At 73.0% G+C, this 20,562-nt stretch carries 20 protein-coding genes and 2 riboswitches; of the genes, 9 read left to right on the forward strand and 11 right to left on the reverse strand.

The annotated features are described in order from the left end of the window. Positions 1–33: 33 nt before the first annotated feature. The 4 genes from ABD220_RS15610 to ABD220_RS15625 form a co-directional block, all read right to left on the reverse strand. Positions 34–2,160 (reverse strand): AMP-binding protein, encoded by a 2,127-nt coding sequence (locus ABD220_RS15610; RefSeq protein ID WP_344124114.1) that lies wholly within the window; start codon positions 2,158–2,160, stop codon positions 34–36. A 176-nt stretch (positions 2,161–2,336) separates the two neighbouring features. Next, positions 2,337–3,167: an ABC transporter permease gene (locus ABD220_RS15615; protein ID WP_344124116.1), complete on the reverse strand. Its 831-nt coding sequence runs from the start codon at positions 3,165–3,167 to the stop codon at positions 2,337–2,339. Next, positions 3,164–4,207, reverse strand: a complete 1,044-nt coding sequence (locus ABD220_RS15620) for an aliphatic sulfonate ABC transporter substrate-binding protein (RefSeq protein ID WP_344124118.1) — start codon at positions 4,205–4,207, stop codon at positions 3,164–3,166. Before ABD220_RS15620 ends, ABD220_RS15615 begins: the two co-directional genes overlap by 4 nt. 105 nt (positions 4,208–4,312) lie before the next feature. Further along, positions 4,313–5,146 (reverse strand): ABC transporter ATP-binding protein, encoded by an 834-nt coding sequence (locus tag ABD220_RS15625; RefSeq protein ID WP_344124120.1) that lies wholly within the window; start codon positions 5,144–5,146, stop codon positions 4,313–4,315. 5 nt (positions 5,147–5,151) lie between these two features. After that, positions 5,152–5,256: riboswitch (SAM riboswitch) on the reverse strand. Positions 5,257–5,363: 107 nt separating this feature from the next. Between ABD220_RS15625 and ABD220_RS15630 the strand changes: the two genes are divergently transcribed. From ABD220_RS15630 to ABD220_RS15640, 3 genes are all read left to right on the forward strand, one after another. Continuing rightward, positions 5,364–6,041 (forward strand): maleylpyruvate isomerase N-terminal domain-containing protein, encoded by a 678-nt coding sequence (locus ABD220_RS15630; RefSeq protein WP_344124122.1) that lies wholly within the window; start codon positions 5,364–5,366, stop codon positions 6,039–6,041. 112 nt (positions 6,042–6,153) lie between these two features. Beyond that, entirely contained in the window at positions 6,154–6,618 is a 465-nt protein-coding gene (locus ABD220_RS15635) for a CoA-binding protein (RefSeq protein ID WP_344124124.1), read from the forward strand. A gap of 99 nt (positions 6,619–6,717) precedes the next feature. Then, a riboswitch (SAM riboswitch) is annotated at positions 6,718–6,832 on the forward strand. 77 nt (positions 6,833–6,909) lie between these two features. Continuing rightward, positions 6,910–8,328, forward strand: coding sequence for an LLM class flavin-dependent oxidoreductase (locus ABD220_RS15640; RefSeq protein ID WP_344124126.1), 1,419 nt, complete (start codon positions 6,910–6,912; stop codon positions 8,326–8,328). A gap of 94 nt (positions 8,329–8,422) precedes the next feature. Here ABD220_RS15640 and ABD220_RS15645 read toward each other — a convergent pair whose 3' ends face one another. Further along, positions 8,423–9,559: a baeRF2 domain-containing protein gene (locus ABD220_RS15645; RefSeq protein WP_344124128.1), complete on the reverse strand. Its 1,137-nt coding sequence runs from the start codon at positions 9,557–9,559 to the stop codon at positions 8,423–8,425. A gap of 170 nt (positions 9,560–9,729) precedes the next feature. Here ABD220_RS15645 and ABD220_RS15650 point away from each other — a divergent pair, with 170 nt between their 5' ends. After that, positions 9,730–9,960 carry a hypothetical protein gene (locus ABD220_RS15650; protein ID WP_344124130.1) on the forward strand — a complete coding sequence of 77 codons (231 nt, stop codon included), beginning with the start codon at positions 9,730–9,732 and terminating at the stop codon, positions 9,958–9,960. 79 nt (positions 9,961–10,039) lie between these two features. Here the strand turns inward: ABD220_RS15650 and ABD220_RS15655 are convergent, their stop codons facing one another. Then, complete coding sequence (locus tag ABD220_RS15655) at positions 10,040–10,786, reverse strand: SDR family NAD(P)-dependent oxidoreductase (RefSeq protein WP_344124132.1); 747 nt, start codon at positions 10,784–10,786, stop codon at positions 10,040–10,042. 214 nt (positions 10,787–11,000) lie between these two features. Here ABD220_RS15655 and ABD220_RS15660 point away from each other — a divergent pair, with 214 nt between their 5' ends. The 4 genes from ABD220_RS15660 to ABD220_RS15675 all read left to right on the forward strand — a co-directional run bounded on the left by ABD220_RS15660 (position 11,001) and on the right by ABD220_RS15675 (position 14,115). Next, positions 11,001–11,819: a DUF4397 domain-containing protein gene (locus tag ABD220_RS15660; RefSeq protein WP_344124134.1), complete on the forward strand. Its 819-nt coding sequence runs from the start codon at positions 11,001–11,003 to the stop codon at positions 11,817–11,819. A gap of 125 nt (positions 11,820–11,944) precedes the next feature. Further along, positions 11,945–12,607: a class F sortase gene (locus ABD220_RS15665; RefSeq protein WP_344124136.1), complete on the forward strand. Its 663-nt coding sequence runs from the start codon at positions 11,945–11,947 to the stop codon at positions 12,605–12,607. A gap of 127 nt (positions 12,608–12,734) precedes the next feature. Next, complete coding sequence (locus ABD220_RS15670) at positions 12,735–13,298, forward strand: RNA polymerase sigma factor (protein ID WP_344124138.1); 564 nt, start codon at positions 12,735–12,737, stop codon at positions 13,296–13,298. After that, positions 13,282–14,115 (forward strand): anti-sigma factor, encoded by an 834-nt coding sequence (locus ABD220_RS15675; RefSeq protein WP_344124140.1) that lies wholly within the window; start codon positions 13,282–13,284, stop codon positions 14,113–14,115. Before ABD220_RS15670 ends, ABD220_RS15675 begins: the two co-directional genes overlap by 17 nt. Positions 14,116–14,131: 16 nt before the next feature. Here ABD220_RS15675 and cls read toward each other — a convergent pair whose 3' ends face one another. The 5 genes from cls to purS form a co-directional block, all read right to left on the reverse strand. Then, positions 14,132–15,625, reverse strand: a complete 1,494-nt coding sequence (cls, locus tag ABD220_RS15680; protein ID WP_344124142.1) for a cardiolipin synthase — start codon at positions 15,623–15,625, stop codon at positions 14,132–14,134. Positions 15,626–15,660: 35 nt separating this feature from the next. After that, a complete protein-coding gene (locus ABD220_RS15685; protein WP_344124144.1) occupies positions 15,661–16,179 on the reverse strand; it encodes a GNAT family N-acetyltransferase in 519 nt (172 codons plus the stop codon). 84 nt (positions 16,180–16,263) lie between these two features. After that, positions 16,264–18,561 (reverse strand): phosphoribosylformylglycinamidine synthase subunit PurL, encoded by a 2,298-nt coding sequence (gene purL / locus ABD220_RS15690; protein WP_344124146.1) that lies wholly within the window; start codon positions 18,559–18,561, stop codon positions 16,264–16,266. Positions 18,562–18,577: 16 nt separating this feature from the next. Next, positions 18,578–19,372 carry a phosphoribosylformylglycinamidine synthase subunit PurQ gene (purQ, locus tag ABD220_RS15695; RefSeq protein WP_344124147.1) on the reverse strand — a complete coding sequence of 265 codons (795 nt, stop codon included), beginning with the start codon at positions 19,370–19,372 and terminating at the stop codon, positions 18,578–18,580. Between the two features lie 2 nt (positions 19,373–19,374). Beyond that, the gene (gene purS, locus ABD220_RS15700; RefSeq protein ID WP_344124149.1) at positions 19,375–19,638 is read right to left on the reverse strand and encodes a phosphoribosylformylglycinamidine synthase subunit PurS; all 264 of its coding nucleotides are present in this window, start codon (positions 19,636–19,638) and stop codon (positions 19,375–19,377) included. A gap of 169 nt (positions 19,639–19,807) precedes the next feature. Here purS and ABD220_RS15705 point away from each other — a divergent pair, with 169 nt between their 5' ends. Continuing rightward, entirely contained in the window at positions 19,808–20,299 is a 492-nt protein-coding gene (locus ABD220_RS15705) for a hypothetical protein (protein ID WP_344124151.1), read from the forward strand. Positions 20,300–20,562: the final 263 nt, after the last annotated feature.

Below are 20,562 nucleotides of genomic sequence, written 5' to 3' on the forward strand. Positions count from 1 at the left end.
GCAGCGCCGGCAACGACCCCTCGCGGCGGGGGCCTACCGCCGTGCGGCCAGGACGCCGGCGATGCGCTCGAGCGCCTCCTCGTTCTGCAACGAGGACCGGTCGCCCAGCGGGGCGCCCTCCCACAGCTGCGCGAGCAGGCGCCGGGTGATCTTCCCGGACCGGGTCTTCGGCAGGTCCGGGACCGCGACGACCGCCTTCGGCTTGGCGATCGGGCCGATCTCGTGCGCCACGTGCTCGCGCAGCGCCGCGGTCAGCTCGTCCGCCGGGACCCGCGCGGCCTCGGGCGCCAGCACCACGTAGGCGAGCACCGCGTGCCCGGTCAGCTCGTCGCGCACCGGGGCGGCTCCTGCCTCGACCACCCACGGGTGGGTGACGAGCGCCGACTCGATCTCGATGGTGGACAGCCGGTGCCCGGAGACGTTGATGACGTCGTCGATCCGCCCGAGGATGTAGATGTCCCCCTCCTCGTCGTAGCGGGCGCCGTCCCCGGCCAGGAACCAGCCCTGCTCCGCGTAGGCCTCCCAGTAGGAGGACAGGTAGCGCTGCGGATCGCCCCACACGGTGCGGGCCATCGAGGGGCCCGTCCGGTCCACCACCACGAAGCCCTGCACCCCGGGCGGGACCGTCTCCCCGGCCTCGTCGACCACGCGGGTCGAGATCCCCGGGACCGCACGGGTCGCGCAGCCGGGCTTGAGCACGGTGCGCGGCGCCCCGGCGTCGAACGTCCCCGGGGGCGCGAACTGCGGGTCGTGCGGGCGGGGGGACATCACGGTGGCGCCGGTCTCGGACTGCCACCACGTGTCCACGAACGGCACCTCGTCGCGGCCCAGCTGCGCGCGCAGCCAGCGCCAGGCCTCGGGGTTGATCGACTCGCCCACGGAGCCGAGCAGCCGGATCGAGTTGAGGTTGTAGAGCGGCGGGACGCCCTTCGGGAACGCCCCCATGAGGGAGCGGACCAGCGTGGGCGCCGTGTAGTACGTGGTGACTCCGTAGCGCTCGACGACCTCGAAGTGCCGGCCCCAGTGGGGGGTGTTCGGGGTGCCCTCGTAGATCACCTCGGACACGCCGTTGACCAGGGGCCCGTAGATCTCGTAGGTGTGCGCGGTGACCCACGCGAGGTCGGCGGTGCACCAGTGCACGGTCGAGTCCACCTTGGCGGGGTCGTTGACGGTGGCCAGCTCGTCCGGGCGCAGCCGCCCCTCGTCGTCGGGCACGTCCGGGAGCAGGTCGAAGAGCAGGGCGTGCGTGTAGGCGGCCTGGACGAGGTAGCCGCCCATGGTGTGCACCAGGCCCTTGGGCCGCCCGGTGGTCCCCGACGTGTAGATGATGAACAGCGGCGCCTCGGCGTCGAAGGCCTCCGGCACGTGCACGTCGGACTGCTCGGCGACCAGCTCGTGCCACCACACGTCCCGTCCGCGCGTCCACGGGACGGCGTCCTCCTCCTTGGAGTGCGTGCCCCGGGTGCCGCGCGGCAGGTCCGCGCGGCCCGGCCGGGACGTGCGGCGCACGACGACGACGTGCTCGATCGCGTTGTCGCCGCCGCAGGCCTCGTCGGCGACGGCCTTCACGGGCACCACGGCCCCGCGCCGGTGCTGCCCGTCCGTGGTCACCAGGACCTTGGCGCCGGTGTCCTCGACGCGGAAGCGCAGCGCCTCGGCGGAGAACCCGCCGAAGACCAGGGAGTGCACCGCGCCGATCCGGGCGCAGGCCAGGGTGATGATGACGGTTTCCGGGATGACGGGGAGGTAGAGCACCACGCGGTCGCCCTGCTCCACGCCCAGCGCGAGCAGGGCGTTGGCGGCGCGGGAGACCTCCCGCTGCAGGTCGGCGTAGGTGTAGACCAGCCGGTCCCCGGGCTCACCCTCGAAGTGCAGGGCCACGTGGGCGCCGCGGCCGGCCTCGACGTGGCGGTCCACGCAGTTGTGGGCCACGTTGAGCTTCCCGCCCTCGAACCACGCGATCTCCGGGACCGACCAGGTGGGCCGGCCCTGCTCGTCCGTCCCGATCCGCTCGGGACGCACGAACCGGTGCGCGGTGCTCCACGGTTCGGCCCAGTCCAGCCGGGACGCCTGGTCCTCCCAGAACGCGATCCGGGCCTCGTCGGAGACGAGCGCGGGATTGGGGGTGGGGGAGGAGGGGTTGCTCCAGCTCTGGCTCACGGTGCTGCGGTCCTTTCCCGTCTGCACAGGCCCTGTCTGCCCAGGCGCTGTCTGTACGGGCCCGGTCTGCTCGGTTCCGGCCTGCGCGGGGACTGACCGGACAGCTCCCGTGGGCGCAGGCCCCGTCCGGGCAGTCCGTGCTCGCCCGGACGGGTCCACTGTGCCAGGCGCACGTGTCAGGCCCATTTCTTGACGGCCCACTTCTCGAACACGCCCAGCAGCGCGTCCGAGGCCTTGCCGAGGACCGCCAGCAGGACGATCGCCAGCAGCAGGCGGTCGGTGCGGCCGTTGTTCTGCGAGTCGGTGAGCAGCCAGCCCAGGCCCATGGACGCCCCCAGCAGCTCGGCGGCCACCAGGAACAGCCATGCCTGGGCCAGGGCCAGGCGCAGCCCCGAGATGACCGACGGCATGACGGCCGGCAGCTGCACCGTGGTGAGCAGGCGCATCCCGTGGAGGCCGAAGGCCCGCGCCGCCTCGATGAGGTTGCGGTCCACGTGCTGCAGGGCGGCGGAGACGGTGGTGTAGACGGGGAAGAACGCGCCGATGGCCACCAGCGTGACCTTGGAGTCCTCGCCGAGTCCGATCCACAGCAGCAGCAGCGGCACCCATGCCAGGGACGGCACGGCGCGGAACGCCCCGATCGTGGGCCCCACCAGCGTGGAACCCCAGCGGGAGAGGCCGATGAAAGACCCGGCCACGAGTCCCAGCCCGGCGCCGGCCAGGAAGCCGATCAGCACGCGCTGGGTCGAGATGCCCACGTGCGTCCAGAGGTCCCCGCCGGACAGCAGGCCGATCCCGGCCTCGAGCACCGCGAGCGGGGCCGGCAGCTGCACGGCACTGAAGACCCCGGCGGTGGACAGCACGTGCCACAGCACCAGCAGCGCCGCGGGCAGCAGCAGGCCCAACCCGGTGCGCAGCAGCGGCCGCCGCCGGGGGGCCGCCGCGGCGGGGGCGGGTGCGCCGTCGACGCGCTCCGCCTCCTCGGCGGGGGGAAGCGGCTGCGTCACTGCCGGCCCCCGACCAGCTCGGCCGCGCGGGAGGCGTCGGCGTTCTCGGCGTAGGAGCTCTCCACGATGCTCCCGAGCGCCTCGTCGATCTGCTCCTGGCCGGCCACGTCGTCGGACTCGACGAAGATCGGGCCGACCTTCTCGAGGACCGCCAGCTGCTCGTCGCCGGGCACGTGATCGATGTCCAGGTTGGTGCGCTCGAGCACCTTCTCGGCCACGGACAGCTCGATCCCGGCGGCCTCGGCCAGCAGCTGCGCGGTCTCCTCGGTGTTCTCCTGCGCCCACTCCCGGGCGTAGGCGTAGACGTCCACCACGGTCTGAGCGGCCTCGGGCTGCTCCTCGAGGAAGTTCTCGTGGGCGTTGAGGAAGCCGTAGGTGTTGAAGTCGACGTTGCGGTAGAACAGCTCCGCGCCGTTCCCCTCCGCGGCGGCCATGATCGGGTCGAGCCCGGACCAGGCGTCCACCTGGCCGTTCTCCAGGGCGGCGCGGCCGTCGGCGTGCTGCAGGTTCTGGATCGTCACGTCCCCGGCGTCCACCCCGGCCTCGTCGAGGGCCTGGAGCAGGAAGAAGTACGGGTCGGTGCCCTTGGTCGCGGCCACGGTCCGGCCCGCGAGGTCCGCGACCTCCTCGACCCCGCTCCCGGCGGTGGTGACCAGGGCGGACCACTCCGGCTGCGAGTAGAGGTCGATCACCTGGATCGGGGTGCCGTTGCTGCGGGCCAGCAGCGCCGCGGAGCCCGCGGTCGAGCCGATGTCCACCGCCTCCGCCCGCAGGGCCTCGTTGGCCTTGTTCGACCCGGCGGACTGCACCCACTCCACCTCGATGCCCTCCTCGGCGAAGGCGGTCTCGAGCCATCCCTTCTCCTTGATCACCACGGAGAGCGGGTTGTAGGTGGCCCAGTCCACCCGGACGGTGCCGCCCCCGGTGGCCTCCGCCGGCGCCTCGCCGGAGCCCTCACCGGCCATGCACCCGGTCAGGGAGAGGGCCAGGACGGCGGCGAGCGCGGGGATCGTGCGGACGGAACGCTGGGACAGGGGCATGGCGGAGCCTTTCGCAGGTGCGGGCGGTGCGGGCGGTGCGAGCGGTGCGGGCGGCGCGGACTGGCGCCGCGACCGGATCTGGCGAGCGGGGCGGGAGGGTCCGCGTCAGCGGGTCGCTGGGTGGTGGGCGTCGACGCCGAGGTGGCTGAGGAGCTGCACGCGCAGCTCGGCCAGGACGTCGGAGGCCCGGTCCCGGGGGCGTTCCCCCGGCACCGCGAGGACCGTGCTGATCGAGGCGGGAGCGGTGGGCCCGGTCCGGCCCAGGACCACGATCCGGTCCGCGAGCTGCAGCGCCTCGTCGACGTCGTGGGTGACGAGCAGGACGGTGGTGGGCTGGGCCGCGTGGATCGTGAGCAGGAGGTCCTGCATCTGCAGCCGGGTCAGGGCGTCGAGTGCGCCGAAGGGCTCGTCGAGCAGCAGGACCCCGGGGTTGCGGGCCAGGGCGCGGGCCAGGGACGCGCGCTGGGCCATGCCGCCGGAGATCGCGCGGGGGCGGTGGCGGGCGTGCGCGGTGAGCCCGACCAGGCGCAGCAGGTCGTCGATCACGGCGTCCCCCTCGTCCCGGGGCAGCCCGCGGGGCAGGCCCAGACGGACGTTCTCGCGCACGGAGCGCCACGGCAGCAGACGCGGCTCCTGGAAGGCGACCGCGCAGCGCGGGTCGATCCCGGACACCGGGGTGCCGTCGATGAGCACCCGGCCCGTCGAGGCGGTGTCGAGGCCCGCGGCGGCCCGCAGGAGCGTGGACTTGCCGCACCCCGAGGGCCCCAGGATCGCCAGGACCTCGCCGGGCCGGGCCGTGACGTCGACGTCCTGCAGGACGTGGTGCGTCTCGTGGTCGGCCGGGAAGGCCTTGCCGACGTGCTCGAACGCCACCGAGAAGGCGCGCTTCGGGGTGCCCGGCGCGGCGGACGGCGCAGAGCCCAGCAGAGAAGTGCTCATGGTCAACTCCATCGGTCCTGGCATTAGCACCTCGCACGGAGGATCAGACGGATCCGTGCCGGTTGCTGCGACGTCGACGAGCCAGGTCTCTCAGCCGCTCCGGATGGTTACGCCATCCATTGAACGGCCTCGGCGTGTTCCCTGGCAAATCCGCCGCATCCGGGGTCGCTGCGGCGCAGCGCTGGCACGGGAGCCCTCCGTGCCCCACCATGGACCCATGACGAGCCGCAACGCCCCGGCCCGGGCGGACCTGGTGCGCGACGCCTGCACGGCGTTCGGCGCGGTCCTCGACGGGCTCGGCGACGACGACTCCTGGGCCGCCACGGGATGCACGGGGTGGACGGTCCGGGACCTCACCCACCACTGCGCGATGGACGCGCTGCGGGGGCTGGTCGCCCTGCACACGCCCACGACCGCCCGCCCGGACCGGGACGCCGCGACCTACTGGACCGGCCGGGGCGGCGACCCCGCGGGGGCCGCCGAGGACCGGCGCCGCACCCGCGTGGCCGCGTCCATGGCCCGGGACTGGGACCCGGTGCGCGAGCTCTACCGCGAGTCCGCCCGGGCGCTCGTGCACGCGGCGGAGCACTGCGGCGGCGGAGTGGTCCGCACCCAGGGGCACGTGCTGCGGGTCGAGGACCTGCTGAGCACCCTCGCCGTGGAGGCCACGGTGCACCACCTGGACCTGATCCAGGACCTGGACGGCTCCCCGGGTCCCGCCGTGGACGGGCTCGCCGAGGTGCGCCGGGTGCTCACCGACCTGTGGGAGCGCGAGCCGCTCGAGCACTGGAGCGACGAGCACTTCGCCCGCGTGGGCACCGGCCGGGCGGAGCTGACCGCCCCGGAGCGTGCGGTGCTGGGCGCGCACGCGGACCTCCTGCCGCTGTTCTCCTGAGATTCCCGCCCGCGAGCCGGCACGTGTCGGCGACCGCTCGACCTTGAGCGCGTCCGGTGGCGGACACGTGCAATCTCGCGCGGAGGGGGGAGTTCCGTGCCAGGCTGGTGCCATGGCCCGCAACGACCCCGCCGTCCTCGACCGTCTCATGTCCCGGCCCGGCCGGTGGGCCGTGGTGGGACTGACCGGCAACACCGCCCGCCCGGCGCACTCGGTCGCCCGGCGGATCCGGGACGACCTCGGCATGACCATCGTCCCGGTGAACCCGAAGGGCGAGCCGGTGCACGGCGAGCCCGGCTACCGCACGCTCGCCGAGGTGCCGGGACCGATCGACGTGGTGGACTGCTTCGTGAACTCCCGCCGCGTCGGCGCGGTGGTGGACCAGGCCATCGCCGCGGGCGCCGCGGCGGTGTGGCTGCAGCTGGGCGTCGTCGACGAGGCCGCGGCCGCCCGGGCGGAGCAGGCCGGCCTGGACGTGGTCATGGACACCTGTCCCCTGATCGAGCTCCGGTCCATGCTCCGGCGGGGCTGGACCCTGGACCCGAGCCGGACCCCGCCGCTCGCCCCGCCGGCCTGAGCCGCTCGCCCCTCCGTCCGCTCGGAGGGCACGGTCCCGACGCGGCCGCAGGGGGTTGCACCGGGCCCGGGGCCACCCGCTAAGCTGTCCCCCGACGACGATGACGAGTCCCGACGCGAAGCTCTGGCTGGTCGGGCGGCAACCCTCTCCCGTAGCGGGGTGCCCCAGATGAACATCGGGCCGCGGTGCACGTGCTCCGTGGCAAGTACGGCGCCCACCAGTGCGTCGGACCCGCGAGCAGGTCTCCACGACGCACGGGCGCGGGTCGGCATCGACCCGGGAGGTCCACCCTTGAGCAAGCGCATCGCCCTGAACGCCTTCGACATGACCTGCGTGGGCCACCAGGCCCCCGGCCTGTGGAAGCACCCCCGTTCCCGGGCCGACGAGTACAACACGATCGAGTACTGGACGGACGTCGCCCAGGTCCTGGAGAAGGGGCTCTTCGACGCGCTGTTCCTCGCGGACGTCGTGGGGTACTACGACGTCTACCAGAACTCCGCGGCCCCGGTGATCCGGGACGCCACCCAGATCCCCGTCAACGACCCCTTCATGCAGATCTCCGCGATGGCGGCCGTGACGAAGCACCTCGGCTTCGGCGTGACCAGCGCGATCACCTACGAGCAGCCGTACCCGCTCGCGCGGAAGTTCGCGACCCTCGACCACCTGACGAAGGGCCGGATGGGCTTCAACGTGGTGACCTCCTACTTGAAGTCCGCCGCCGAGAACCACGGGCTGACGGAGCAGATCTCCCACGACGAGCGCTACGAGATCGCCGAGGAGTTCATGGAGGTCTGCTACAAGCTCTGGGAGGGCTCCTGGGAGGACGGCGCGGTCAAGCGCGACCGGGCCGGCGGAATCTTCGCCGATCCGGCGCTCGTCCACCCCATCCAGCACCACGGCAAGTACTTCGACGTCCCCGGCATCGGGCTGACCGAGCCGTCCCCGCAGCGCACGCCCCTGATCTTCCAGGCCGGGGCCTCCTCCCGCGGGCGCGCGTTCGCCGGCCGCCACGCGGAGGCGGTGTTCGTGGGCGGCATCCGCCCGGACCTGACCCGCGTGGTCACCGACAAGCTGCGCGACGAGGCGCAGGCCCAGGGCCGGGACCGGGACGACCTCAAGATCTTCGCCATGCTGCACGTGATCGTCGACGAGACCGACGCGAAGGCCGAGCAGAAGCGCCGCGACTACGAGCGGTACGCGGACGCCGACGGCGCGCTGGGCCTCGTGGGCGGCTGGTCCGGCGTGGACCTCGGCCGGTACGACGAGAACGACGTCCTGGAGTACATCAAGACCGACTCGATCCAGTCCTTCCTGACCCCGTTCACCACGGCCGACCCCCACAAGAAGTGGACGGTCAAGGAGGTCGCGAAGCACATCTCGATGGGCGGCATGGGCGTGCCGATCGTCGGCTCCCCGCAGACCGTGGCCGACGAGCTCGAGCGGTGGATCGACGACGGCGGGCTGGACGGCATCAACCTCGCCTACCACGTGTCCCCGGGCTCCTTCGAGGACTTCGTGGAGTGGGTCGTGCCGGAGCTGCAGAAGCGCGGCCGCTACCGGACCGGGTACGAGGGCACCACGCTGCGCGAGAACCTCTACGGCGCGGGCCGGACCAAGGTGCTCGGCACCCACCCCGCCGCCGCGTACCGGGGCGCCTACGCGGGCAAGCCGTCCGCCGCGGACACGCCCGCCCGCGAGCTGGCCCTCTGACCCCCGCCCCCTGACGGGGCCCCGCCGGTGCCGGAGCCCCCGGGCAGGGGGCGGACGAGGGGCCCCGCACCGGGGCCCCTCGTCCGCTCCCGGGTCAGGACGCCGGTGCGGCGCTCCAGCGCAGCAGGGCCGCCACCTCGGTGCCGTCCGGCAGGGCCCCGTGCGGAAGGAAGACCGGGCGGCCGTCGGTGAGCACGGCAGCCCGCACCAGGGCGGCGTGGGCGGGGACCCGGTCGAGCACCCGAACCCCAAGGCTCTCGGCCTCGGACTGGTTCGCAGCGATCCACGGCTCGGCCTCGAGGGCGAGCAGCTCGGTTCCCGTGTCCGAGGAGGTCTCGTCGATGAGCAGGGTCTCGGCCTGCGCCTGCTGCAGGGCCGCGACGACGGGCCCGATACCGTGCACGGCCGTGTGGTCCGGGCGGTTCTCCTGCTCCGCCAGCCGCTCCAGGAGCTCCTGCTGCCGCCGCGCGATCACCTCGCCCACGCTGCGGTCGACCTGCTCCTCGAGCTCGGCGGTGTCGCTGCCGTCGGCGCGGGTGTTGGCGTTGACCATGCTCACCAGGGGCTGGGTCGACTTGGCGAGCTGCTCCCCGACGAGCACCCTGGCACGGATGTCCCCGGCGATGACCACCAGTTGCGCTCCGCTGTCGGCCACCACCTGATCGATCTGCTCGGCGACCTCCTCGGTGTTGCGCCGCCACACGTCCTCCGTGTGCCGCTGCCACCGGGCGTGCGCCCAGCCGCCGCCGCCGATCTTCTTGAGGTGCTCCGTCTCGCCCTCGATCTGCTGCTCCGACTCCGCCCGTCCCCGGCTGGCGTACTGCAGCCGGATCTCTCCTCCGTCGCGGCTGACCTCGGCCACCACGTAGGGGAAATCCTCAGGTCGGTGGCGGAACAGCGGCGTGAGGTCGGGCACGGTCTCCACGCTGACCCTGCTGGGGCCGGCCAGCGGCCCCGGCAGGACCTCGTCGATCACCACGGCCCCGTCGCGGACGACGACGAACCGGCTCACCGGGTCCGGCAGGCCCTCCGCAGGACGGATCGCCTGCTCGACGGCGTCGAGGTCGGCCTCGCTCGCGCCGAGTCCCTCCAGCTCCCGGCGGACGTTCTCGGGGTGGACGTCGATCGCGTGCAGCGAGTCGACGGTGCCGGTGCTGACGTCCGTGTACACGGTGCACCAGGGACCTTCCTGCTTGAACAGCTCGGCGTAGCGGTGGAATCGACTGGTCATGATGCAAAACCCCCTGGTATCTCGGCGGTGCTTCCTGCAGGCGTGTGCAGAACACGCTATCGGATAGTAAGGGTGCTGGGAACACTGTGCCTGAGACGGCGAGACGGCGAGCCGGGAGCGCGGATCACTAGACTGAGGGCTCCGTTGGTCCCACGACGCAGGAGGTAGCCATGAGCGACGTACCCGGCTCGAGCAGCGAGTACAACGAGGCCGACCGGCTCGAGCAGTCGATCGACGCCCTGCCGCCCGAGATGGACGACCAGGACGTCGAGGCGTCGGCGCACACCCCCGACCGCTCGGAGGCGTCCTCCCTCGAGGCGAACCCCGCCGACATCGAGGAGCAGCATCAGGAGGTCGACCTCGGGGAGCCGGAGGAGGGGTCCACGCTCGAGGAGATGTGAGGCCGACGCACCGGGGCCGCCCCGCCCGTCCCCCGCGGAACGGGAGGGGCGGCCGGTGCCCCGGCACCGAGGACGGGCCTCAGACCGCGGACCAGCCGCCGTCCGAGGGCAGGATCACGCCGTTGACGTTGGAGGCGTCGTCGCTGGCGAGGAAGACGATGACGGCGGCGACCTGCTCCGCCGTGGCCGTGTAGGGGACGTTCCGCAGGAGCCCCGCCATCCGCCCGGGGAGAAGGTCCGAGTCCATGGGTGCCTCGATGCCCGTGTCCGTGGCGCCGGGGGCGACCGCGTTGGTGCGGATGCCGTCCGCCGCGTGCATGAGAGCGGTGCTCTTCGTCAGTCCGGCCACGGCGTGCTGGGAGGCGGTGTAGGCCGCCCCCGCGGCGGAGCCGCGCAGGGACGCCTCGGACGCCACATTGACGATCGCGCCGCGTCCGGAGGCCCGCAGCAGCGGGATCGCCGCGCGGGTCAGCCGCATGACGGAGCCGACGTTGACGGCGAACACCCGGTCCCACGTCGCGTCGTCGACCTCGGCGACGGACTCGAAGCGGTCCATGGTCCCGGCGGTGTTGACCAGCACGTCCAGCCGGCCCTCGGTCGCCGCCAGCACCCGGCTCACCGCGTCCTGCTCCGTGAGGTCCGCGAGCACGGGGAAGAGCGGCAGGCGCGGCTCGTCCGCCACCAGGGCCTCCAGGCGGCGCGCCGACCGGTCGGCCACCACCACGGCGGCCCCCTCGCCGGCCAGCCGCAGCGCGGTGGCGCGGCCGATGCCCGAGCCCGCCCCGGTGACGACGGCGGTCCGGCCGGTGAAGCGGTGGGTGTCCACGGTTCCTCCTGGAGGTGCGTCAGGCGCTCGGGCGGGCGCTCCCGCGGGCCGCGCGGACCGTGGCGCCGCCCTCTTCATTGTGGTGCGGAAGGGGTCCGGAAGAAGTTCTCGAAAAAACTGTGACCTGCTGCATCCGCGGCGGGGCCCGGGGCAGTAGTACGGGTGCAAGGTCGATCCCGCTTCCGCCAGGGAGCCCGTTCAAGGAGCAGTTACCATGCGCAAGACCCTTTCCGCCGCAGCAGTCCTCGGCCTCGGTGCCGGTGCCCTCAGCATGAGCCCGGCGTTCGCCGCCGAGCACGCGGAGCTGTCCGTGCTCCACGGCGTGCCCGACACCGTCGTGGACGTCTACGTCAACGGGGAGCTCACCCTCGACGACTTCCAGCCGGGCACCCTGGCCGGCCCGCTCGAGCTGCCCGCCGGCAGCTACGACCTGGCCATCACGGCCCCCGACGCCGCCGACGCCTCGGCGCCGATCATCGGGCCCGTCACCGCGGACCTGCAGACCGGGATGAGCTACACGGCCGCGGCCCACCTCGATGCCGAGGGCAACCCGACGGCCGCGCTGTTCACCAACGACATGTCCGAGATCGAGGCCGGGAAGTCGCACCTGACCGTGCGGCACGTGGCCGCGGCCCCGGCGGTGGACGTCCTCGCCGGTGACCAGCCGATCATCACCGGTCTCGAGAACCCGAATGAGGAGACCCTGCCGGTCGACGCGGGCACGGTCTCGGCGTCCGTGGCGGCCGCGGGCACCACCGACCCGGTCATCGGTCCGGCCGATCTCCAGCTGGCCGAGGGCACCCACAACATCGTGTACGCGTGGGGCTCCCTGGAGGCCGGGAACCTGGCCCTCGCCGTCCAGACCCTGGAGGGCATGGAGCAGGCCCCCGAGGCCGTGCCGGGCGGCCAGTCCGGGCTCGCGGCCCAGGAGCAGCGCACCATGCTGACCGCGGGCCTCGCGGCCGCCGGTGCGCTCGGACTGATCGGCGCGGCGTACGGCGCCCGCCGAGTCCTCGCGGGGAACCGCCGGTAGTGAGCAGTCCTGACAGGCACGGCCCGGGTGCACCGCGGGCTCCGGCCCACCGTGTACCCGGGCCGACAATTCCCGGCACCCGTCGTCGTCGCTTGGCGGCGGTGGGTGCCGGGGCGGTCGCCTCGGTGTCCCTGCTCGCGGCAGCGGCCGTCACCGCCCTCCCGGAGGGCGGGGGCACGCCGCCCGCGAACTCCCTGGCGGCGGGACCGTACCAGGGCGAGGACGCGGTGCCGGCACTCGCCGGCCTCGACCGTCCGGTCTCCGCGGAGGGCCCGGCGCAGTCCGCCGCGGCGCCCGCGGAGATCCCGGTCGCCCCCGCCACCCCGTCGCCCGCCGAGAGGATCCCCGCCCCCGTGCGGGTGGTCGTGGACGGCTCCCCGATCGACATGCCGGTGGTCCCGGTGGGGGTCGAGGACAACGGGGCCATGACCATCCCGGACAACCACGTGGAGCTGGGCTGGTACCGGTACGGTCCGTCCCCCGGGGCGGACGAGGGTGCCGCGGTCGTCGCCGGCCATGTCGACACCCTCACCGAGGTCACGCCGATGGCGCGGCTGAAGGACGTGCCGGTCGGGGCGGAGGTCCGGGTGGAGCGCGCGGACGGCAGCGTGCAGCGCTACCGCACCGAGTCCGTCCAGCACGTGCACAAGAAGTCCCTCGCGGAGGCGGACCTGTTCCGCCGGACCGGCGAGCCGGTGCTCCACCTCGTGACGTGCGGCGGGGAGTGGCTCGAGGAGATCGGGGACTACGAGGACAACGTGGTGCTGCGGGCCGTCCCGGTGCCCTGAGCGGCGGAGGGAGGCGAGGCGCATGACCCGGTGGCCGGTGTCCACTAGGCTGGGCACGACGCGGACGCCCGGGCTCCGCCCGGTCGCCCTCCACCACGACCTCCGGCCCACGAGGAGCCCTTCCACGATGCCGACGCCGCCCCCGGAATGGGGACCCGAGCTCGACACCGCGTTCGCCGCGGGGGACGAGCAGGCGCTGAGTGCCGCGTACCGGCACTGCGCCGGGGTCGTCCGGGGTCTCGCCGTCCGCGCGCTGCGCGACGACGCGGCGGCGGACGACGTGGTGCAGGAGGTCTTCATCCGGGCGTGGAAGTACCGGTCCGGCTACCGGCCCGAGCACTCCTCGGTCCCCGCGTGGCTGATCGGCATCACGCGCAACTGCATCGCTGACGCCGCCCGGACCGCCGGCCGGGAGGCGGAGCGTCGGCAGGCGGACGCCGTGCGCACCGACCGGGAGCCGCGGCACGAGGAGGCGGACCTGCTGGTGGACCGGCTCGTGGTGCGGGCGGAGGTCGAGCGGCTCGGCCCGCCCCGGTCGACGATCCTGGCGCTGGCCTTCTACGAGGAGCTCACGCACCAGCAGATCGCGCAGCAGCTGGAGCTGCCGCTCGGCACGGTCAAGAGCCACCTGAGGCGCGGCCTCACGAACCTACGAACACGATTGGGAGACGGTCATGGCACACCTGAGTGAGGAGTCGCTGACGCTCCTGGCTCTGGGTGAGGCCGCGGACCCCCGGAGCCAGGAGCACCTCGCCGCCTGCCCCGAGTGCGCGGCGGAGCTCTCGTCCCTGCAGCGCGTCGTGCGCGCCGGGCGGGCCGAGGCGCCCGCCCTGACCACACCCGGCCCCGGGGTCTGGGCCGCGATCCACGCCGAGCTGGGCCTCTCCGACGCGGTCGCGGCCGACCCGCTCGCCGGCGCCCGCCAGGATGCCCGCCCCGATGCCCCGGGCAGCGGTGCGGAGGGCACCACGGGCGACACCACGGGCCCCGGGGAGGACGTGACGGCCGACGACGGCGCAGACCGCCGTGGGGCGAGCGTCGTCGACCTCGACGCCCGCCGGAGCAGGCCCCGGCGGGCGGTGCCGTACCCGCTGGCCGCCGCCGCGGCCGCCGCGGCGCTGCTCGTGGGAGGTGTCTCGGTCTGGGGCGCGCAGCGGCTGGGCCTGGAACCGGACCCCACGGTGCTGGCCACCGCCGAGCTGGAGCCCCTCGCCGGCTACACCGCCCGGGGCTCGGCCGAGGTGGACGAGCGCCCGGACGGGAGCCGTCGACTCGTGGTGCGGACCGACCCCGCCGACGTGGACGGGTTCAAGGAGGTCTGGCTGCTCGCCCCCGACGCGCAGCGGATGGTCAGCCTCGGGGTGATGGCCGGGGACGAGGGCGTGTTCGTGCTGCCCGAGAACCTCGACGTCGGAGAGTTCCCGGTCGTGGACGTCTCGAACGAGCCCATCGACGGCGACCCCACGCACTCGGGGGACTCGATCGTGCGCGGCGTCCTCGAGGCCTGAGCGCGGGCCGGGCGCCTCAGAGCAGGGCCGAGGTCAGCCGCGCCACGTTGTCGGCGTACTTGTGCCACAGCGGCCGCCGTTTCCACGCGTCGAAGTCCAGCAGCGTGCTCGCCTCGTGGAACTCGGCGACCACCTCGTCCATCCGCCGCCGGAAGTCCCGGTCCACGATGTAGACGGAGACCTCGAGGTCCAGGGCGAAGGAGCGCTCGTCCATGTTGGAGGACCCGATGACGGAGACGTACTCGTCCACGAGCACGAACTTCGCGTGCAGGACGGTCGGGGACCGGTACCGGTAGATCTTCACCCCGGCCTCGACGAGCTCCTGGTAGTAGGAGTTCTGGGCGTGGTAGGCGAGGAAGTGGTCCGAGGTCTCGCCGACGAACAGCTGCACGTCCACCCCGGAGCGCGCCTCGGTGGTCAGCGCGTGCATCAGCGACTCGTCCGGGACGAAGTACGGGCTCGAGATGATGATCCGCTCGTTGGCGTTGTAGATCAGGTGGTTGAACAGGCGGAGGTTGTTCTCCGTGTCGAACCCCGGGCCCGAGGGGAGCACCTGGGCGAACACGGGCCCCTCGATGTCCGGCAGCTCGCGGGTGGCCTCGTCCAGCAGGAGGTCACCGGTCTCGGAGTACCAGTCGCTGGTGAACAGTGCGTTGAGCTCGGCGACCACCGGTCCCGTGCACTGGATCATCAGGTCCTTCCACTCGAGGCCCTTCCGGCGGTTCCGGCGCTTGTTGTAGGAGCGGTGGATGATGTTCTGCGAGCCGGTGAAGGCGCAGGTCCCGTCGACCACGAGGATCTTGCGGTGGTTGCGCAGGTCGGGCCGCTGCCACTCGCCCTTCCACGGGCGCACGGGGAGCATCCGCCGCCACGGGAAGCCGACCCGGTCGAAGATCCGGACCATCTCGGCGTAGCCGGGGTAGCCGACCGAGCCGAGGTGGTCGATGAGCACCCTGACCCGCACGCCCCGCTCGTGGGCGCGCACCAGGGCGTCCAGCAGCACGCGGGACGTGTCGTCGATGGCCACGATGTAGAACTCGAAGTGCACGTAGTCCTCGGCCCGGTCCACCGCTGCCGCCATGATCCGCAGGGACTCGTGGTTGTCCGTGAGGATCTCGAAGGAGTTCCCGCCGACCATGGGGAGCGCCCCCAGCGTGTAGTTGAGCGCGGCCGTGGACTCGATCCACTCCGGCAGCTCCTCGTGGGCGTTGCCGAGGATGTGCGAGTCGGGGGTGTTCTCGCGGATGACGTCGTTCATCTTCGCCTGCATGGCCATCCGCTTCCGGGGCAGCTTGGCGGAGCCGATGACGAGGAACAGGACGATGCCGACGATGGGCACCAGGGCGATGGCCAGCAACCAGGCGAGTGCGACCGAGGGGCGGCGGTTGTGCGGGATCCAGCCCAGCGCCACCAGCCGGACGATCCAGTCCACCACCACGAGGGCCACGAGGATCCACTCGGGCGCACCGTCGAGCGGCAGCAGGTCGTAGGGGAAGAGGGGCGTGTCCACGGGCCCAGCCTATCGGCGCGCTGGAGCGCGGCCGGCTACCCGGGGCGCGGCAGGAAGTAGTCGGTCTCCGGGCCCGGGGCCTCCCGGTGCGCGAAGCCCGCGGCGAGGAGCACCTGCGCTGCCGGGGCGTTGTCCCCGGGCACGCTGGCGCGCACCGCCGTCACGGATGGATCGGTGAACGCGACGCCGAGCAGCGCGGCCACGCCCTCCTGCCCGTAGCCGCGGTTCCGGCGGTCCGCGGCGAGGGAGCCCACGATCTCGAGCTCGGCGTCGATCGGGGGCCCCACGAAGCCGGCCGTGCCGACGATCTCCCCGGTCGACTTCTCCACGATGGCCATGCGCGCGTACACGGACTCCGTGAAGAAGTAGCCCCCCGCCATCAGGGACTCGCGGGCGAAGTCCATGTCCTCGGCGGTCGGGAAGCCGCGGGCGAAGTGGCCCGCGTGCTCGCCGGCCGCCACGGCGTCGAGCTCCTCCACGGTGAAGGGGCGGAGCAGGAGTCGATGCGTCTCCAGGACGGGTGCGGGGCGCTGGGCCTCGAGGTCCTCGGTCATGCTGGTGCTGCTTTCTGCGTGTGCGGGTGCCGGCGGTGGAGGGAAGGATCCGGGGGCGGGCGGCGGGGATCCGCCCCCGGAGGGTCAGCCGAAGTACTTCGGCAGCGTGCCCTCGTGCGCGGCGCGGAGCTCGTCCAGGCTGATCCCGAACTCGCTCTGCACGTCCAGCGCCCGGTTCTCGGTGTCCACCACGCCGATCCGCGTGTGCGGATAGGCGCGCATGGTGCACATGTCCTTGAACCGGACCTCCTCACTGCGCGGCACGGCCACCACGGCCCGTCCCTGCGTCTCGGAGAAGAGCATGGTGAACAGATCCACGCCGTCGCGCTCGCAGACCTCGCCGAGCCCGATGCGCGCACCGGTGTCGAAGCGCAGCGCCATCTCGGCGAGGGTCGCCGCGAGGCCGCCCTCGGCGACGTCGTGCGCGGCGTCGATCATGCCGTCGCGGGACATGTTGATCAGCAGCTCGCCGAGCAGCTTCTCCTGGGCGAGGTCCACGGCCGGGGGGAGCCCGCCGAGGTGCCCGCGCAGGTTCGCCCACTCGGAGCCGTCCAGCTCGTCCCGGGTGGTCCCGAGCAGGTAGATCGCCTGGCCGTCCTCGCGCCAGCCCGAGGGGGTGCGGCGGCGGACGTCGTCGAGCACGCCCAGCATCGCCACCACGGGCGTCGGGTGGATGGCCACGCCGCCGGTCTGGTTGTAGAGGGACACGTTGCCGCCCGTCACGGGCACCCCCAGCTGCTGGCAGCCGTCGGCGAGCCCGCGCACGGCCTCGGCGAACTGCCACATGGTCTCCGGGTCCTCGGGGGAGCCGAAGTTCAGGCAGTCGGAGACGGCCGCGGGGCGGGCGCCGGAGGTCGCCACGTTGCGGTAGGCCTCGGCCAGGGCCAGCTGCGCGCCGGCGTAGGGGTCCAGGTACGCGTAGCGGCCGTTGCAGTCGGTGGACAGGGCCACGCCGAGTCCGGTCCGCTCGTCCACGCGCACCACCCCGGCGTCGTCGGGCATGGCCATGGCGGTGTTGCCCTGCACGTAGCGGTCGTACTGGTCGGTGACCCAGTCCTTGGCGCACAGGTTCGGGGAGGCCATGAGCTCGAGGACGGCGTTCTTGAGCTCCGCCCCGGAGGGTCGCCCGGCATCGGCGGGCGAGCCGGAGAAGTGGTCCGCCTGCAGCCGGTCCTGGTCCGCGGGGCGCGTGTAGGGCCGGTCGTAGACGGGGCCCTCGTGCGCGACCGTGCGGGGGTCGACGTCGACGATGACCTCGTCGTCCCACTCGATCACGAGCCGGCCGGTGCCGGTGACCTCGCCGATCCAGGAGTGCTCGACGTCCCACTTGTCCATCACGGCCTCGAAGGCGGCGACCTTCTCGGGGGTCACGACCGCCATCATGCGCTCCTGGGACTCCGACATGAGGATCTCGCCCGGGGTCAGGGTCGGGTCGCGCAGGAGCACCTGGGTGAGGTCCACGTGCATGCCGCCCTCGCCGTTGGAGGCCAGCTCCGAGGTGGCGCACGAGATGCCCGCGGCCCCCAGGTCCTGGATGCCCTCCACGAGGGAGCCCTTGAACAGCTCGAGGCAGCACTCGATGAGCACCTTCTCCGCGAACGGGTCGCCCACCTGGACTGCCGGCCGCTTGGACGGCTTGGCGTCGTCGAAGGACTCCGAGGCCAGCACCGAGGCGCCGCCGATGCCGTCGCCGCCGGTGCGGGCGCCGAACAGCACCACCTTGTTGCCCACGCCGGAGGCGTTGGCGAGGCGGATGTCCTCGTGGCGCATCACGCCCACGGCGAGCGCGTTGACGAGCGGGTTGCCCTGGTAGCAGGAGTCGAAGACGACCTCTCCGCCCACGTTGGGCAGCCCCAGGGAGTTGCCGTAGCCGCCCACGCCCGCCACCACGCCGTGCACCACGCGCGCGGTGTCCGGGTGGTCGATCGCCCCGAAGCGCAGCGGGTCCATGACGGCCACGGGCCGGGCCCCCATCGAGATGATGTCGCGCACGATCCCGCCGACGCCCGTGGCGGCGCCCTGGTAGGGCTCCACGTAGGACGGGTGGTTGTGGGACTCGATCTTGAAGGTCACGGCCCAGCCGTCCCCGAGGTCGGTGACGCCGGCGTTCTCGCCGATGCCGACCAGCAGGTCCTTCTTCATCTCCTCGGTGACCTTCTCGCCGAACTGGCGCAGGTGGACCTTGGAGGACTTGTAGGAGCAGTGCTCGGACCACATGACCGAGTACATGGCCAGCTCCGCGGCGGTGGGCCGGCGGCCGAGGATCCTCTTGATCTCCTCGAACTCGTTGTCCTTGAGGCCCAGCTCGGCCCAGGGCAGCTCGGTGTCGGGGGTGCCCGCCGCGTGCTCGACGGTGTCCAGGTTGAAGTGCTTGTCGCTCATGGAGTGCTCGGTGTCCTTACTTGACCAGTGCCTTGAGGGCGGAGACGAACAGGCCCAGCCCGTCCGTGCCGTCGCGCATGCCGACCTCGCCGGAGGCCGAGGAGTCCGCGCCGAAGCCCGGCTCGACCGCGTGCTCCGGGTGCGGCATGAGGCCCACCACGTTGCCGCCGGCGTTGCAGATCCCGGCGATGTCCCGGCGGGAGCCGTTGGGGTTGCCCCCGACGTAGCGGAACACCACGCGGTCCTCGGCCTCGAGGGCGTCGAGGGTCCTCTCGTCCGCCACGTACTGGCCGTCCTGGTTCTTGAGCGGGACCACGATCTCCTGGCCCGGCCCGAACTCGGTGGTCCACACGGTGGTGTGGTTCTCCACGCGCAGGCGCTGGTCCCGGCACAGGAACTTCAGGCGCTCGTTCTTGATCATCGAGCCCGGCAGCAGGTGGGACTCGGTGAGCATCTGGAAGCCGTTGCAGATCCCGAGGACCGGCAGCGGGGAGGACCCGGAGGTGCCCGCGGCGTTCGCGCCCTCGATGATCCGCTCCATGATGGGGGCGAACCGGGCGATGGCCCCGGCGCGCAGGTAGTCGCCGTAGGAGAAGCCGCCGGGCAGGATCACGGCGTCGACGTCCTGCAGGTCCTCGTCGGCGTACCAGAGGGGCACCGGGGTGCCGCCGGCGACCACGACGGCCCGCGCCGCGTCGCGGTCGTCGAGGGTGCCGGGGAAGGTCACGACGCCGACGCGCGCGCCGGCGAGCTCGGTGTCCGGCGCGGGACCGGAGAGGTCCGCGATCAGGGGGGTCTCGAGACCGGGCATGCTCAGTTCTCCTCTGCCTCGTCGAGCACGGCCACGCGCACGACGTCCTCGATGACGGGGTTGGAGAGCAGCTTCTCGGCGGCCTCGCGGGCCTGGGCCAGCGCGTCCTCGGTGGCCTCGCCGTCGACGGTCAGTTCGAAACGCTTGCCCTGCCGGACACCGGCGAAGCCGTCCAGGCCGATGCGGGGCAGTTCGTTGGCGATCGCCTTGCCCTGCGGGTCAAGGATCTCGGGCTTGGGCATGACGTCGACAACAATGCGGGCCATCGGGGAACTCCTGAGGGTCGAGCAGCGGGCCGGGATCCGGCGAACGTCAGCCATTCTATCGTTTCGGGCACACCGGTCGCGCCGGGCCCGGTCCGCCCGCCGGATGTGGTAGGGGTCACCGGCCGGCCTCCCGGATTTTTCCAAGGCCGGTCCGGTAGACCGTGGTGCCATGAGCACCGCACCGGGTTCCGCAGCGGCCGGCGCCGACGACGCCCGGCTGGTCCCGATCTACCGCCGGGTCCTGACGCTGCTGGGGATCGGCACCGTCCTCGGTGCGCTGACCGAGCTGGCGATGCTGCGGCACTGGCAGGGGCCCGCCCAGCTGGTGCCGTGGGCGGTGCTGGCCGTGCTGCTGCTCGGCGCCGTGGCGTGGCTGGTGCAGCGCACCACCGGGACGGCCCGCACCGTGCGGGTCGCCGCGGTCGTCTCCGTGCTCGGCAGCGCCTACGGCGTCTACGAGCACGTCCTGGCGAACCTGCGCGCGGGTCCGCTGGACCCGCGGTACGCCGGGGTCTGGGACTCGATGTCGGCTGCGGCCCAGCTGTGGGCGGCGAGCAGCGGAGGTGTCGGGCCCTCTCCCGTGCTCGTGCCCGGGACGATGGGCCTGGCCGGGGTGCTGCTGTGGCTCGCCGTCCTCCGCTGGCGGGGCGGGGGCGAATGAGCCGGGCCCACCGTCCGCCACCCCGGACCCGCCGCTCCCCGGAGTCACCGGTCCTGCCCGAGGACGGTGGGCTCATGCCGCCGTCCCGGGGCGAACCGGTGGGTTCGGCGGGACCTGGGCAGGGCCACGGCGGAAGCGGGGTGCGAGCGGCGCGGGAGCGTGATGGGGGCGGGGCGAGGCGCGACAACCCTGCCCCGAGCACCTAAAGTGAACAGTGTGCTGATCATCGGGTGTGCCCGATGAGCGGTGCGTGCACCGTCCGG

Source organism: Kocuria aegyptia (assembly GCF_039530085.1).
GTDB lineage: Bacteria > Actinomycetota > Actinomycetes > Actinomycetales > Micrococcaceae > Kocuria > Kocuria aegyptia.

Excerpts from the sequence above, each read along its gene's own strand:
- ABD220_RS15660 (WP_344124134.1), top strand. The coding sequence starts at position 11,001 with ATGCGCAAGACCCTTTCCGCCGCAGCAGTCCTCGGCCTCGGTGCCGGT.
- ABD220_RS15650 (WP_344124130.1), top strand. The coding sequence starts at position 9,730 with ATGAGCGACGTACCCGGCTCGAGCAGCGAGTACAACGAGGCCGACCGG.
- purL (WP_344124146.1), bottom strand. The coding sequence starts at position 18,561 with ATGAGCGACAAGCACTTCAACCTGGACACCGTCGAGCACGCGGCGGGC.
- ABD220_RS15625 (WP_344124120.1), bottom strand. The coding sequence starts at position 5,146 with ATGAGCACTTCTCTGCTGGGCTCTGCGCCGTCCGCCGCGCCGGGCACC.
- ABD220_RS15705 (WP_344124151.1), top strand. The coding sequence starts at position 19,808 with ATGAGCACCGCACCGGGTTCCGCAGCGGCCGGCGCCGACGACGCCCGG.
- ABD220_RS15685 (WP_344124144.1), bottom strand. The coding sequence starts at position 16,179 with ATGACCGAGGACCTCGAGGCCCAGCGCCCCGCACCCGTCCTGGAGACG.
- purS (WP_344124149.1), bottom strand. The coding sequence starts at position 19,638 with ATGGCCCGCATTGTTGTCGACGTCATGCCCAAGCCCGAGATCCTTGAC.
- ABD220_RS15630 (WP_344124122.1), top strand. The coding sequence starts at position 5,364 with ATGACGAGCCGCAACGCCCCGGCCCGGGCGGACCTGGTGCGCGACGCC.
- ABD220_RS15635 (WP_344124124.1), top strand. The coding sequence starts at position 6,154 with ATGGCCCGCAACGACCCCGCCGTCCTCGACCGTCTCATGTCCCGGCCC.
- ABD220_RS15675 (WP_344124140.1), top strand. The coding sequence starts at position 13,282 with ATGGCACACCTGAGTGAGGAGTCGCTGACGCTCCTGGCTCTGGGTGAG.
- purQ (WP_344124147.1), bottom strand. The coding sequence starts at position 19,372 with ATGCCCGGTCTCGAGACCCCCCTGATCGCGGACCTCTCCGGTCCCGCG.
- ABD220_RS15620 (WP_344124118.1), bottom strand. The coding sequence starts at position 4,207 with ATGCCCCTGTCCCAGCGTTCCGTCCGCACGATCCCCGCGCTCGCCGCC.
- ABD220_RS15645 (WP_344124128.1), bottom strand. The coding sequence starts at position 9,559 with ATGACCAGTCGATTCCACCGCTACGCCGAGCTGTTCAAGCAGGAAGGT.
- ABD220_RS15670 (WP_344124138.1), top strand. The coding sequence starts at position 12,735 with ATGCCGACGCCGCCCCCGGAATGGGGACCCGAGCTCGACACCGCGTTC.